The 13672-nt window shown below is 72.1% G+C and carries 9 protein-coding genes and 1 pseudogene; 4 read left to right on the forward strand and 6 right to left on the reverse strand.

Features of this window, described 5'->3' with window-relative positions; translation table 11 throughout:
• Positions 1-74: 74 nt before the first annotated feature.
• Positions 75-504: pseudogene (locus ABZ893_RS20495) on the reverse strand (VOC family protein).
• A gap of 152 nt (positions 505-656) precedes the next feature.
• Between ABZ893_RS20495 and ABZ893_RS20500 the strand changes: the two are divergent.
• A complete protein-coding gene (locus ABZ893_RS20500) occupies positions 657-3650 on the forward strand; it encodes a bifunctional [glutamine synthetase] adenylyltransferase/[glutamine synthetase]-adenylyl-L-tyrosine phosphorylase (RefSeq protein WP_361405451.1) in 2994 nt (997 codons plus the stop codon).
• A 292-nt stretch (positions 3651-3942) separates the two neighbouring features.
• On the opposite strand, the gene ABZ893_RS20505 is transcribed toward ABZ893_RS20500, so the two are convergent.
• A complete protein-coding gene (locus ABZ893_RS20505) occupies positions 3943-4557 on the reverse strand; it encodes a TetR/AcrR family transcriptional regulator C-terminal domain-containing protein (protein ID WP_361405454.1) in 615 nt (204 codons plus the stop codon).
• 149 nt (positions 4558-4706) lie between these two features.
• On the opposite strand from ABZ893_RS20505, the gene ABZ893_RS20510 reads away from it, so the two are divergent.
• Complete coding sequence (locus ABZ893_RS20510) at positions 4707-6185, forward strand: APC family permease (protein ID WP_361405457.1); 1479 nt, start codon at positions 4707-4709, stop codon at positions 6183-6185.
• A gap of 115 nt (positions 6186-6300) precedes the next feature.
• Entirely contained in the window at positions 6301-7878 is a 1578-nt protein-coding gene (locus ABZ893_RS20515) for an amidohydrolase (protein WP_361405459.1), read from the forward strand.
• A 54-nt stretch (positions 7879-7932) separates the two neighbouring features.
• Here ABZ893_RS20515 and ABZ893_RS20520 read toward each other — a convergent pair whose 3' ends face one another.
• Positions 7933-8847: a phosphatase PAP2 family protein gene (locus ABZ893_RS20520; RefSeq protein ID WP_361405461.1), complete on the reverse strand. Its 915-nt coding sequence runs from the start codon at positions 8845-8847 to the stop codon at positions 7933-7935.
• Between the two features lie 286 nt (positions 8848-9133).
• Here ABZ893_RS20520 and ABZ893_RS20525 point away from each other — a divergent pair, with 286 nt between their 5' ends.
• On the forward strand, positions 9134-10822 hold the full coding sequence (locus ABZ893_RS20525) for a glycoside hydrolase family 13 protein (RefSeq protein ID WP_361405464.1): 1689 nt from the start codon (positions 9134-9136) through the stop codon (positions 10820-10822).
• A gap of 6 nt (positions 10823-10828) precedes the next feature.
• On the opposite strand, the gene ABZ893_RS20530 is transcribed toward ABZ893_RS20525, so the two are convergent.
• From ABZ893_RS20530 to ABZ893_RS20540, 3 genes are read right to left on the reverse strand one after another with little or no spacing between them, the layout of a single operon-like run.
• Entirely contained in the window at positions 10829-11530 is a 702-nt protein-coding gene (locus ABZ893_RS20530; RefSeq protein ID WP_361405467.1) for a TetR/AcrR family transcriptional regulator, read from the reverse strand.
• Between the two features lie 56 nt (positions 11531-11586).
• Positions 11587-12660 carry a PDR/VanB family oxidoreductase gene (locus ABZ893_RS20535; protein ID WP_361405470.1) on the reverse strand — a complete coding sequence of 358 codons (1074 nt, stop codon included), beginning with the start codon at positions 12658-12660 and terminating at the stop codon, positions 11587-11589.
• A 2-nt stretch (positions 12661-12662) separates the two neighbouring features.
• A complete protein-coding gene (locus ABZ893_RS20540) occupies positions 12663-13580 on the reverse strand; it encodes a metal-dependent hydrolase (RefSeq protein ID WP_361405473.1) in 918 nt (305 codons plus the stop codon).
• Positions 13581-13672: the final 92 nt, after the last annotated feature.

Raw genomic sequence — 13672 nt, forward strand, 5'->3', positions numbered from 1 at the left:
CCCCGTAAGCCCAGTACCCCGTAAGCCCAGTACCCCGTAAGCCCAGTACCCCGTAAGCCCAGCGCCGCGCCCCCTCAGCGCTCCGCCAGTGGCGCAGGCGCCTGCTGCACCGTCCACCCGTTCCCGTCCGGGTCCGTGAAGAACATGAACGAGTTCCACACGTCGCCAGGACCCTCCTCCCAGCCCGTCGGGCCCGCGTGCTGGACCGGGCTCACGTCCACGCCCCGCTCCACCAGCTCCGCGCGCCGCCGCGATGTCCGTCACGCACAACTGGAGCCCGGTGAGCGACCCCGGTGCCATCGGCCGTTGCCCCGGCGCGCCCGGCATGCCCTGCATCAGCGTGATGGAGCAGCGCGAGCCCGGCGGAGTCAGCTGCACGACGCGGATGCCTTCCGCGACCACCTGGTCCACGTCGACGCCGAAGCCGATCTGTTTCTCGTAGAAGTCCTTCGCCCGGTCCACGTCCGAGACGGGCACGACGACCACTTCGAGGGTCCATTCCATACGTGCTCCCCTTCCGGCTGCGCGGAGCGCAGGGCGATTCGGCCCCCGCTCCTTCGATGCTCTCGTCAAAGGGGAGACCCCGCACGCGGGCGGAACTCATCGGCGAAGCCTTAGGCTCTGGACGAGTGCGTGATCGAACAGGAGGACCTGCGATGTCGTTGCCGCAAGGGCGCAGGAGCAGCACGTTCACGCGGCTGCTGCGGCACGGTTTCACCGACCCCTCCGCCGCCGAACGGCTGCTCGACGCGCCCGCGCTGTCCGCGGTGCGCTCCGATCCGCTGCTCCTTGACGCGCTGGGCGGCACCGCCGACCCCGACCTGGCGCTCCTCGGACTCGTGCGGCTCGTCGAGGCGCAGGCCGGGGACACCGAGCGCCGCGAACTCCTCGACACGCTCATCGCGGCCAAGCCGCTGCGCGACCGGCTCCTCGGGGTCCTCGGTTCGTCCGAGGCGCTCGCCGACCATCTCGCCCGGCACCCGCTGGACTGGCAGGCCCTCGTCACGTACGAGCCGTCCGACCTGCACCCCGGCGTCGAGGAGTTCGAGCAGGGCCTCGCCGACGCCACCGACCCCGTCGCGCTCCGTGTGTCGTACCGGCGCTGCCTCCTGTCGATCGCCGCGCGGGACGTCTGCGGCACCACCGACATAGTGCAGACGGCCGCCGAACTCGCCGACCTGGCCACCGCCACCCTGCGCGCGGCCCTCGCCCTCGCGCAGGCGGACGCGCCCGGGGACGCCGAGCTGTGCCGGCTCGCGGTCGTCGCGATGGGCAAGTGCGGCGGGAACGAACTCAACTACGTCTCCGACGTGGACGTCATCTTCGTCGGCGAGGCCGCCGACGGGGCCGACGAGGGCAAGGCGATCCAGGCCGCGACCCGGCTCGCCTCGCACATGATGCGGATCTGCTCCGAGACGACCGTCGAAGGCACGATCTGGCCCGTCGACGCCAACCTTCGCCCCGAGGGCCGCAACGGCCCCCTCGTCCGCACCCTCTCCTCCCACCTCGCCTACTACCAACGATGGGCCAAGACCTGGGAGTTCCAGGCCCTCCTCAAGGCGCGCCCGGTCGCCGGTGACCTCGCGCTCGGCGCGGAGTACGTCAGTACGCTCGCGCCCCTCGTCTGGCAGGCCGCCGAGCGCGAGAACTTCGTGGCCGACGTGCAGAAGATGCGCAAGCGCGTCGTCGAGAACATCCCGGCCGGCGAGGTCGAGCGCGAGCTGAAGCTCGGGCCCGGCGGCCTGCGGGACGTCGAATTCGCCGTACAGCTCCTGCAGTTGGTGCACGGCAGGACCGACACGTCGCTGCGCAGCGGTACGACGCTCAAGGCCCTCGCCGCACTCGCCGACGGCGGGTACGTCGGACGGGTCGACGCCGTGCAGCTCGACGACGCCTACCGGTTCCTGCGCACCCTCGAACACCGCATCCAGCTCTACCGGCTGCGCCGCACCCACCTCGTCCCCGAGGGCGACGCCGACCAGCGGCGCATCGGCCGCTCCATGGGGATGCGCACCGAGCCCATCACCGAACTCAACCGGGCCTGGCGCCGGCACACCTCCGTCGTCCGCCGCCTCCACGAGAAGCTCTTCTACCGCCCGCTGCTCGACGCCGTGGCCCAACTCGCCCCGGGTGAGACGCGGTTGAGCACGGGCGCCGCGCGCGAACGGCTCGTGGCCCTCGGGTACGCCGACCCCACCTCGGCCCTCCGCCATCTGGAGGCGCTGGCCTCCGGCGTGTCCCGCAAGGCCGCGATCCAGCGGACGCTGCTGCCCGTACTCCTCGGCTGGTTCGCCGACTCCGCCGACCCGGACGCCGGGCTGCTCAACTTCCGCAAGGTGTCCGACGCGCTCGGCAAGACGCCCTGGTACCTGCGGCTGCTGCGCGACGAGGGCGCGGCGGCGGAGAATCTGGCCCGCGTCCTGTCGGCCGGCCGGCTCGCGCCCGACCTGCTGATGCGCGCGCCCGAAGCCGTCGCTCTCCTCGGCGACCAGCGCGGCCTCGAACCGCGCGAGCACGCGCAGTTGGAGCAGGAGGTGCTGGCCGCGGTCGGGCGCGCCGACGGCGGCGAACAGGCCGTCGTGGCGGCCCGTGGCGTACGGCGACGCGAACTGTTCCGTACGTCGGCCGCCGACATCATCGCGTCCTACGGCACCGAGGACACCCCCGCCGAGCCCGACCAGGGAGCCCTCGTGGACCGGGTCGGCTCCGCGGTCTCCGACCTCACGGCGGCGACCCTCGCCGGGACACTGCGGGCCGTCGTGCGCGCGGGGTGGGGCGACGAACTGCCCACCCGGTTCGCCGTCATCGGCATGGGGCGCTTCGGCGGCCACGAGCTGGGTTACGGGTCCGACGCCGACGTCCTGTTCGTCCACGAGCCGCGTGACGGCGTCGGTGACCAGGAGGCGGCCGAGGCCGCGAACCGGGTCGTCGCCGAGATGCGCCGGCTGCTCGCCCTGCCGAGCGCGGACCCGCCGCTCCTCGTCGACGCGGATCTCCGTCCGGAGGGGAAGTCGGGCCCGCTCGTGAGGACCCTCAAGTCCTACGAGGCGTACTACCGCCGGTGGTCCCTCGTGTGGGAGTCGCAGGCGCTCCTGCGGGCCGAGCCCGTCGCGGGCGACGCGGATCTCGGGCGGCGCTTCATCGAACTGGTCGACCCGCTGCGGTACCCGGCCGAGGGGCTCGGGGAGGACGCCGTACGGGAGATCAGGCGGCTCAAGGCGCGCATGGAGTCGGAGCGGTTGCCGCGTGGCGCGGACCCCGCGCTGCACACGAAGCTGGGGCGCGGCGGGCTCTCCGACGTCGAGTGGACGGTTCAGCTCATGCAGCTCCAGCAGGGCTGGGCCGAGCCGGGCCTGCGCACGACCCGCACCCGGGAGGCGCTCGCGGCGGCGTGCGCGGCGGACCTGATCCCGGCGGACGAGGCGGCGATCCTCGACGAGGCCTGGGTCCTGGCCTCCCGCGTACGCGGCGCGGTCATGCTGGTCCGCGGCCGCCCCGGCGACACGTTCCCCTCCGACGGCCGCGAACTCGCCGCCGTGGGCCGCTACTTGGGCTACGACCCGGGCCACGTGGGCGACATGCTGGACGACTACCGCCGGGCTACGCGCCGGGCGCGGGCGGTTATGGAGGAGCGGTTTTACGGGGCGTGAGGGGTCGCCGGGGGCGAGACGGGGTGGAATGGGGCGCTGCCCTTTCATCTCCCGGCCGGGCCATCCTGGCCGGTCCGAAAGGGGCGCCGCCCTTTCATCTGCCGGCCGGGCCATCCTGGCCGGTTCGAAAGAGGGGGGCGCCCTCTTTCATCCCCCGGCCGAACGCTCAGCGGCCGGTTCGAAAGGGGGGCCGCCCCCTTTCATCCCGCCGCAGCGGCGCTCAACCCCCACGGCCCCAATCGGCGGTGCCAAGCCCCCGCAAGCCCCTCCCCGAGCGCCGCAGGCACCCCGTTCAAGCCAAAAGCAACCCCCGCGCCTCCGCAATAAGCCCCCTAAGCGCCAGTTCGAACGCCCTGTCCGGGCGCCCGGCGGCGCCCATCGCCGCCAGTGCCTCAGCGAGACGCGGCGTCACCGTTTCATCCGCCGGTTCCCACATCGTCTCCGGCGCCGCCAGGTCAAGCGCTGAGCCCAGTACGACGTTGTCCAGGCCGATGATCACCGGCATCACGTCCGCCGGGGCGAACCCCGCGTCCAGCAGCAGGCCGGCGGCCAACTCGTACTGCTCAAGCACCCGCGGCGCCCGCACCGGCGACGTCGCGAGCAGCGGGATCGCCTTCGGATGGGCGGCGAAGGCCGCCCGGTAGGAGCGGGCCCAGGCCGCCATCGCCTCTTCCCAGGGCAGCCCCGGCGACTTGAGCGGCGTCGGGTCGATCGCCTCGCAGACCCGCTCCCGCAGCAGCTCGACGATCCCGTCCCGCCCGTCCACATGGTGGTACACGGACGCCGTCTGCACCCCGAGCTTCTTCGCGATCTGCGGAACGCTGAACTCGCCCTTCTCGTCGACGAGTTGGAGCGCCGCAGTGGTGATCCGTTCCCTGTCCAGCAGCGGCTTGCTCGGCCGTCCCATCGCGCGCTCTCCGAATCTGAGGTCTTCCCGAATGCTCTACGGGAGGCTACATTGCCGAAACCGAAAGCCTTTAGGTTTTGCTTCCCGGCCCCCAGGACGACACCTCCGGGACCCCGTCCCCGCCCGCCGCACGAAGGGCTTCCCCACCCATGCCCGTAACCTCCCCGCAGTCACGGACCAGCGCGAGCACCACCACCCAGGACACCGGGCCGACCCTGCGCACCGGCACCCTCGGCACGTCCGACATCGCCTTCTTCGTGGTCTCCGCCGCCGCCCCGCTCACCGTCATGGCGGGCGTCGCCCCGTTCGCCATCGCGCTCGGCGGCATCGGCGCCCCCGTCGGCTACCTCCTCGCCGGCCTCACCCTCGCCGTCTTCGCCGTCGGCTTCACTACGATGAGCCGCCACGTCCGCAGCGCCGGCGCGTTCTACGCGTACATCACGCGCGGCCTCGGCCGCACCGTCGGCATCGGCGCCGCCCTGCTCGCGATGGTCGGCTACAACGGCATGGAGATCGGCGTCTACGGCCTCCTCGGCACGGCGACGCAGGACACCCTGCACTCCCTCTTCGGCATCGACATCCCCTGGCTGCCGGTGTCCCTCGCCGGGCTCGTGCTCATCTGGTACGGCGGATTCCGGTCCATCGACTTCGGGGCCAAGCTGCTCGGCATCCTGCTCTGCGCGGAGACCGGCATCCTCGTCCTGCTGGCCGGCGGCGTCCTGCTCAAGGGCGGCGCGCACGGCCTGTCCGCCGCGTCGTTCGCGCCGGGCAACGTGTTCGTGCCCGGCACCGCCGTCGTCCTGGCCTTCGCCTTCGCCGCGTTCACCGGCTTCGAGTCGACGGTCATCTACCGCCGCGAGGCCCGCGACCCCGGTCGCACCGTGCCCCGCGCCACGTACATCGCGGTCGCCTTCCTCGGCCTGTTCTACGCGTTCATCGTCTGGACCGTCATCCAGGCCTTCGGCGACGCCCAGGTCGTCAAGGCCGCGGGCGACGACCCGGCCGGCCTGTTCTTCTCCGCGATCACCACGTACGTGGGCGGCTGGGCGGCCGACCTGATGCACATCCTCATCGTGACCAGCGTCATCGCCTGCCTGCTCGCCTTCCACAACGCGATCAACCGCTACGGCCTCGCCCTCTCCGAGGAGGGCGTCCTGCCGAAGTCGTTCGGCCGCGTCCACGCGAAGCACCGCTCCCCGTACGTCGCCGGGCTCGCCCAGACCGTGCTCGGCGCCGTCGTCGTCATCGGCTTCTGGGCCGCGGGCGCGGACCCGTACGCGCAGCTGCTCCTGTGGGTGAACACGCCCGGCATGATCGGCCTGATGGCGCTCCAGCTGCTCGCCGCGATCGCCGTGCCGTTCTACTTCCGCCGGATCACCCACCAGGAGGGTGCGCTGCGTACGGTCGTCGCGCCGATCGCGGCGACGGTGCTGCTCAGCCTCGCGACCGTCCTGGTGTGCACCCACCTTGACCTGTTCACCGGCGCGTCCCCGCTGGTCAACGTCGTGCTGATGGCCGTGGCGCCAGCCGTCTTCGTGCTCGGGCTCGGGCTTGCGTGGCGCCTGCGGCGTACCAAGCCCGAGGTGTACGAGCGGTTTGCCGCGGAGCCGGACGGCGAGTCGGCCTGACCTTTTCCATCCCCCAGCCCGCCCCTTCCCGAAGTCCCGGGGCTCTGCCCCGGACCCCGGTCCTCAAGCGCCGGACGGGCTGGTTTGTGCCCCACCCTGAACGGAGTTCACCCCCATGCCCGCAGCCGACCTCCTCCTCACCGGTGCCCGCGTCCGTACCCTCGACCCCGCCCTGCCGGAGGCGACCGCCGTGGCCGTCCGGGACGGACTGATCGCCGCCGTCGGCGGTACCGAGGAGCTCGTACGGGACTGGAACGGACCCGGCACCGAGCGCGTCGACCTGACCGGCGCGACCCTCGTGCCGGGCCTCGTCGACGCGCACAGCCACCCCGTGTGGGGCCTGGAGATGGCGACCGGCGCGGACCTGTCCGGCGTACGGAACCTCGACGAGCTGCGGGCCGCCCTGCGCACCGCGCCGCGCGTCGACGGCTGGGTCGTCGCCTGGGGGCTCGACCACAACGCGTTCGCCGGTCACCCCATCGACCGCACGCTGATCGAGGACGTCCTCGACGGCGCCCCCGCATTCGTCCGCCTCTACGACGGGCACTCCGCGCTCGCCAGCGGGGCCGCCCTCGCCGCCGCCGGGATCACAGGGCCGCGCGAGTTCGCGCAGCGCGCGGAGATCGTGTGCGACGCGGACGGCCGCCCGACCGGGTTCCTCGTCGAGCACGCCGCGATGGACCTGCTGGTCGACGTCATGCCGAGGCCGTCCTTCGCCGAGCGCCGCGCCCGGCTCCTCTCGCTGCTGTCCGACATGGCCGCCACGGGCCTGACCGGCGCCCACGTCATGGACCTCAGCCACGCCGACGTACCCCAGCTCCTCGCCTCGGTCGAGGAGGAGGCCGTGCTTCCGCTGCGGCTGCGGCTCGCGCCCTGGTGTATGCCCGGCGTCGACAAGGCCGGCCTGGACGAGCTGATCGCCCTCCAGAGTGTGGCCGGGAAGCACTGGCGGGTCGGCGGGGTCAAGTTCTTCATGGACGGCACCGTCGAGGGCGGCACCGCGTGGCTGGAGCACGCGGACTGCCACGGCCAGGGCACCGACGCGTTCTGGCCGGACCCGAAGGCGTACTCGGACGCCGTGCGGTATCTGCACGAGGCCGGCGTCGGCACCGCGACCCACGCGATAGGGGACGCGGCCGTGCGGCACGTCCTGGACACCGTCGAGTCCCTGGGCGCGAGCGGCCGGGGACGGCACCGCGTCGAGCACATCGAGACGGTGCCCGACGACACGGTCCCGCGGTTCGCCGCGCTGGGCGTCGCCGCCTCGATGCAGCCGCCGCACACCGCGTACACCCGCGGTGACCACGCCGACGAATGGTCGAAGCGGCTCGGCACGGAGCGGGCCTCGCGGGCCTGGCGCATCCGGGACCTGCGCGACGCGGGCGCCGTTCTCGCGCTCGGCTCCGACTGGCCGATCGCGCACTACGACGTGCGCCGCGTCCTGTCCATGGCCCGGGTGCCGGAGGGCGCGGCGGGTCCCGGGCAGGGGCTCACGGGGCTGATGGCGCTGGAAGGCTGTACGTCACACGCGGCGCTCGCCGCCGGTGAGGACGCGGGGCGCATCGCCGTCGGTCTGCGGGCCGACCTCACGGCGTTCGGCCTCGACCCGGTCGAGGCCCCGGCCGACGAGGTGGCGAAGGCGCCGGTGCGTCTGACGACGGTGGGCGGGCATGTCACGTACCGGGCTGTCTGACGACGGCTACGCGCACCTCACGTACTGGCCGCTCTGACGACGCCGGCGGACCCGTCACCTACCGGGAGGTGTGACCCCGGACCGGACCGGTTCGGGGTCCGTGCCCCCGGCACGGGCCCGCCGCGTCCTGCGCGGAGCGCTCTCGTCCACGTAGCGCGGCAGCGAGTACGGCAGCGCCCCGTACCAGAGCCGTGCCACCGTGAAGCCGAACGCGAGGCACATCATGCCGCCCACGGCGTCCAGCCAGAAGTGGTTCGCCGTGGCGACGATGACGACCAGGGTGAGTGCCGGATACATGAGTCCGAGGACGCGTACCCACGGCACCGAGGCGAGCGCGAAGATCGTCAGGCCGCACCACAGGGACCAGCCGATGTGCATGGACGGCATCGCCGCGTACTGGTTCGACATGTTCTTCAGGTCGCCGGACGCCATGGAGCCCCACGTCTCGTGGACCTTGACGGTGTCGATGAACGCCGCCCCGTGCATCAGGCGTGGCGGGGCGAGCGGAAACAAGTAGTAACCCAGGAGGGCCACCGCGGTCGTGGCGAAGAGGGCGAGCCGGGCCGCCGCGTAACGGCCGGGATGGTGGCGGAACAGCCACACCAGGACACTGAGGGTGACGATGAAGTGCAGTGTCGCGTAGTAGTAGTTCATCCCGACGACGAGCCATGTCACCGAGTTGACGGCGTGGTTGACGCTCTCCTCGACGGCGATCGAGAGATGGTTCTCCATCCGCCAGATCCAGTCGGCGTTGCTCAGCGCCTGCGTCCGCTGTTCCGGAACGGCGTTGCGGACGAGGGAGTACGTCCAGTAGCTCACCGCGATCAGCAGGATCTCGAACCAGAGCCTGGGCCGCCGTGGTGCCCGCATCCGGCCGAGCAGCCCCCGCCCATCGCGGCGGTGATCCGCCATGGGTGATGCGGTGGGCCCCTGTCGGCCTTCCAGTGTCGTCACGGTCGATTCACCCATAGAGACAGAGTCTGCCAGATACCGCCCCCTCGTCCGATCATCCCTTGGGCGGGTCCTGAGTGCACGCTCTACGTCTTGTGGACGACGCGGACCTCTACAAACACGCCCCCGCACCGGCGACCGGACGGTGTTGATCGCCGTACGGGTGTCCGCGTTCTTCTACGGTGTCCGGAGGAACCGGTCACCGGCCGCACGCGCGCAACCACTCCTGAGCACATCCAGAGCACCACTCCTGAGCACCTCTTGAGCACCACTCCAGAGCGCACCTCTTGAGCACAAGGACACCATGAGCCAGCACACGGCAGGCATCGCACACACGGCGCAGGAGGTCACCGGCTGGTGGCGCGACGCGGTGATCTACCAGGTCTACCCGCGCAGTTTCGCCGACAGCAACGCCGACGGCATGGGCGACCTCGAAGGCATCCGCTCCCGCCTCCCGCACCTGAGCGACCTCGGCGTGGACGCGGTGTGGCTCAGCCCGTTCTACGCGTCCCCGCAGGCGGACGCCGGCTACGACGTCGCCGACTACCGCGCCGTGGATCCCATGTTCGGCTCCCTCCTCGACGCGGAGGCCGTGATCCGCGACGCGCACGCCCTCGGCCTGCGCGTCATCGTCGACCTCGTGCCGAACCACACCTCGGACCAGCACGAGTGGTTCAGGAGGGCTCTGGCCGAGGGCCCCGGATCCCCGCTGCGTGCGCGCTACCACTTCCGGGCGGGCAAGGGCGCGCGCGGGGAACTGCCGCCCAACGACTGGGAGTCCGTGTTCGGCGGCCCCGCCTGGACCCGCGTCCCCGACGGTGAGTGGTACCTCCACCTGTTCGCGCCGGAGCAGCCCGACCTCAACTGGGAGCACCCCGCCGTCGGCGACGAGTTCCGCTCCATCCTGCGGTTCTGGCTCGACATGGGTGTCGACGGCTTCCGCATCGACGTCGCCCACGGTCTGGTCAAGGCCGACGGGCTGCCCGACCTCGGCGCGCACGGCCGACTGCGGCTGCTCGGCAGCAGCGACGCCGGCCTGCCGTTCTTCGACCAGGACGGCGTGCACGACGTGTACCGCGCCTGGCGGCCGATCCTCGACGAGTACGCGGGGGAGAGGATCTTCGTCGCCGAGGCGTGGACGCCCACCGTCGAGCGCACCGCCCTCTACGTCCGGCCCGACGAGCTGCACCAGGCCTTCAACTTCGAGTATCTGGTGGCCTATTGGGACGCCGTCGAGCTGCGCGACATCATCGACCGCTCCCTCGACGCGATGCGGCCCGTCGAAGCCCCGGCCACCTGGGTCCTCTCCAACCACGACGTCACCCGGCACACCACCCGCTACGCCAACCCGTCCGGCCTCGGCACCCAGCAGCGCGTCGCCGCCGAGCCCGCGCTCGGCCTGCGCCGCGCCCGCGCCGCCACGCTCCTCATGCTGGCCCTGCCCGGCTCCGCGTACCTCTACCAGGGCGAGGAGCTGGGCCTGCCCGACGTCGTCGACCTGCCCGACGAGGTGCGGCAGGACCCGTCGTTCTTCCGCGCGGACGGACAGGACGGCTTCCGCGACGGGTGCAGGGTGCCGATCCCGTGGACCGCCGGAGGGCCCTCGTACGGCTTCGGGGCGGGCGGTTCCTGGCTGCCGCAGCCGGAGGGCTGGGGCGCGCTGAGCGTGGAGGCGCAGACGGGGGTGCCGGGCTCGACCCTGGAGATGTACCGGTCGGCCCTGGCGACCCGGCGCACACACCCGGCGCTCGGCGCGGGCGACACCGTGGAGTGGCTTCAGGCACCCGCGGGCGTACTGGCCTTTCGACGGGAGGCGGCCGGGGACGGCGACGCGTTCGTGTGCGTGGCGAACACGACGGGCGAGGACGTACGGGTACGGGTGCCCGCCTCCGCACGGATCCTGCTGACGAGCCTCCCGGCCGCCGAGGGCGTCAAGGCCGGCGACGGCGCGGCGCTCGTGCCCGCCGACACCACCGTGTGGTTCAGCGCCTGAGCCGCTTCAGGAAACCGGGACCGGCGCGAGCGCAACGAGGCGGCCGATGAGGTCGCCGAACGTGCCGTCGGCCGGCTCGCTCTCCAGGATGCGCCGCAGCAGCGCCGCCATCTCCTCGTCGTACGCGGCACTCACCGCGGCGAGCGCGGCGAAGTCGTGCACGAGCTGCGCCTCCAGCTCACCGCGCGGGATGCGCCGCCCGTCCAGCCAGATCAGCGCCGTCGACTCGGCGAGCGAGATCCACGAGCGGACCACGAGTTCGAGCCGCGGCGACGGGTCGGTGACCTGGAGGTGCGCGAGGATCTGGACGTACGCGGCCTGCCGCACCGAGTCGATGAGCGCGTTCGTCGTCGTCGAGCCGACGGCCGGGCCGCCGCGCATCAGCGCCGAGAAGCCGGGCCCGTGCTCGTCCACGAAGTCGAAGAACCGGCCCATCACGCGGATCAGACGGGCGCCGAGCGGGCCGTCCTGCCGCTCCTCGAAGCGCTGCGCGAGGTCGTCCGCCGCCCGGCGCAACGCGGCCTCGTACAGGCTGAGTTTGCCCGGGAAGTAGTGGTAGACCAGCGGCCGGGAAATGCCCGCGGCCGCGGCGATCTCGTCGATGGAGACGTCGTCGGGGGAGCGGTGGCTGAACAGTTCGAGTGCGACCCCGATCAACTGCTGTCGCCGCTCCTCGACTCCCATCCTGCGGCGCACCCCGGTTGTCATACGAACACCCTACCGAGCCGGACCGGCCCTGTGAGGAGCCGGTCCGTCAGTAGTGATCACAGGTCGAGCACGAGGCGCTCGCCGCGCGCCCGGGAGACACAGATCAGCATCGAGTCGTCACGCTCCGAGTCCGTGAGCAGCTCGTCGCGGTGATCGATCTCCCCTTCCAGGACCCGCTGTTGGCACGTCCCGCAGAAACCCTGCTCGCACGAGTACGTCACGTTCGGGACCTCGGCGCGCACCGCCGCGAGGACCGTGGTGTCGGCCGGGACGGCGATCGTGGTGCCGGTGCGGCGGAGTTCGACCTCGAACGGGCCGTTGCCGTCGGTCGACGTGTGCGGGGCGAAGCGCTCCAGATGCAGTGCGCAGTCGCCGGGAAGCGCCGCGGCCACGGCCTCCATCATGCCCTCGGGCCCACACGTGTGGACGGCGGTGCCCGGCGCGCAGTCCGCGAACAGCGCGGCCAGGTCCGGACGTCCGTCCTCGTCCTCGGCGACGACGGTCACCCGGCCCCGCTCGCCGCCGAGCTTCTCGATCTCCTCCAGGAACGGCATCGAGGCGCGCGTGCGTCCCGCGTACAGCAGCCGCCAGTCGGCACCGCGGGCGTCGAGGGCGCGCAGCATCGGCAGGATGGGGGTGATGCCGATGCCGCCGGCGACGAACACGTACGACGACGCGTCGGCGAGGGGGAAGCGGTTGCGCGGGCCGCGCACCTCGACCTCCATGCCCTTCCGCAACCGCTCGTGCACCTCGCGCGACCCGCCACGCCCGTCCTCGACGAGCCGTGTCGCGACCGTGTACGAGGACGTGTCCTCGGGGTCCCCGCACAGCGAGTACTGCCGGACGATCCCGGACGGCAGGACGAGATCGAGGTGCGCGCCGGGCTCCCACGCGGGCAGGTTCTGCCCCTCCAGGCGGAGTTGGACGACGCCGTCGGCGACGCTCTCGTGCCCGGCGACGAGCAGGCGCAGGGCCCGCGCGCGCGGACGGCCCGAGATCGGCTCGTCGAGCGCGGGCAGCGGCCACAGCGGTGACGCCTGGATCCGGCGGCGCATCGCCCGCCGCGCGAGCAGCGCGGTCCCGGTCACGAGCAGGACGGTACGCAGCCGTGGGGTGCGGAGGCTGGGCATGGTCAGGCGGCTCCCTTGGACGTGCGGGCCTCGGCCGCGGTCGCGGCGGGGGACGAGGCCAGATAGGCGACGGCCTGCGCCGTGCTGCCCTCCTGCGAGGGGTGGTACGAGCGGCTGAGGTAGCGCGGGATGGACTTCATCATGGCGCCGGTGGAAGGCAGGACGCCCCGCTTGCCGTTCCGGTAGAACTCCCCGAAGGACGCCTTGCCGTCGAGGAGCGTCGGGTCGTTCTCCATGAAGAACCGCGCGCCGCGCTGCCAAAGGAAGACCAGCGCGCTGAACGCGAGCGCCCAGGTCCGCACCCGGCGCCGGTAACTCCCGTCGACGTGCTCGAACAGCTCGAAGGCGACCGAGCGGTGCTCGACCTCCTCCGCGCCGTGCCAGCGCAGCAGGTCCAGCATCGTGGGGTCGGCGCCCTTGCGGTCCAGCTCGTCCGCGTTCAGCACCCAGTCGCCGAGGAACGCGGTGTAGTGCTCGATCGCGGCGATCGTCGCCACCCGCTCCATCAGCCACCACTCGCGCGCCTTCCCCGGCGGCAGCGTCCGGTCACCGAGCAGCTTCTCGAAGAACCAGTCGATCTGCGCGGTGTACGGGGTCGGGTCGAGGCCCTGGTCCTTGAGGTGCGGCAGCACCTCGTCGTGCGCCTGCGAGTGCATGGCCTCCTGGCCGATGAACCCGATGACGTCCTCGCGGAGCCGGTCGTCGCGGATGTACGGCAGGACCTGCTTGTAGACGTGGACGAACCAGCGCTCACCCGCCGGCAGCAGGAGATGCAGCACGTTGATGGTGTGCGTGGTGAACGGGTCGTCCGGGACCCAGTGGAGCGGGGTCCTGTCCCAGGAGAAGGAGACCTTGCGTGCCTTGAGCGCGACGTGCTCGTCAGCGACGGGCCGCGGCGCCCGGCTCTGCGTATTAGACATGGCGTCAATGTACTGACGGGTAGCGACCTGGTACACCCCTCGCGCGCCGTTTTCTTTACGGAGGTGTCAACGGGGGTGTCAACGGAGGTGTC

This window comes from Streptomyces sp. NPDC046821 (genome assembly GCF_040645335.1).
In the GTDB taxonomy this organism is placed as follows: domain Bacteria; phylum Actinomycetota; class Actinomycetes; order Streptomycetales; family Streptomycetaceae; genus Streptomyces.

Coding starts and splice junctions, on each gene's coding strand:
- ABZ893_RS20535 (WP_361405470.1), bottom strand. CDS start 12,660: ATGCCCAGCCTCCGCACCCCACGGCTGCGTACCGTCCTGCTCGTGACC.
- ABZ893_RS20520 (WP_361405461.1), bottom strand. CDS start 8,847: ATGGGTGAATCGACCGTGACGACACTGGAAGGCCGACAGGGGCCCACC.
- ABZ893_RS20525 (WP_361405464.1), top strand. CDS start 9,134: ATGAGCCAGCACACGGCAGGCATCGCACACACGGCGCAGGAGGTCACC.
- ABZ893_RS20540 (WP_361405473.1), bottom strand. CDS start 13,580: ATGTCTAATACGCAGAGCCGGGCGCCGCGGCCCGTCGCTGACGAGCAC.
- ABZ893_RS20515 (WP_361405459.1), top strand. CDS start 6,301: ATGCCCGCAGCCGACCTCCTCCTCACCGGTGCCCGCGTCCGTACCCTC.
- ABZ893_RS20510 (WP_361405457.1), top strand. CDS start 4,707: ATGCCCGTAACCTCCCCGCAGTCACGGACCAGCGCGAGCACCACCACC.
- ABZ893_RS20530 (WP_361405467.1), bottom strand. CDS start 11,530: ATGACAACCGGGGTGCGCCGCAGGATGGGAGTCGAGGAGCGGCGACAG.
- ABZ893_RS20505 (WP_361405454.1), bottom strand. CDS start 4,557: ATGGGACGGCCGAGCAAGCCGCTGCTGGACAGGGAACGGATCACCACT.
- ABZ893_RS20500 (WP_361405451.1), top strand. CDS start 657: ATGTCGTTGCCGCAAGGGCGCAGGAGCAGCACGTTCACGCGGCTGCTG.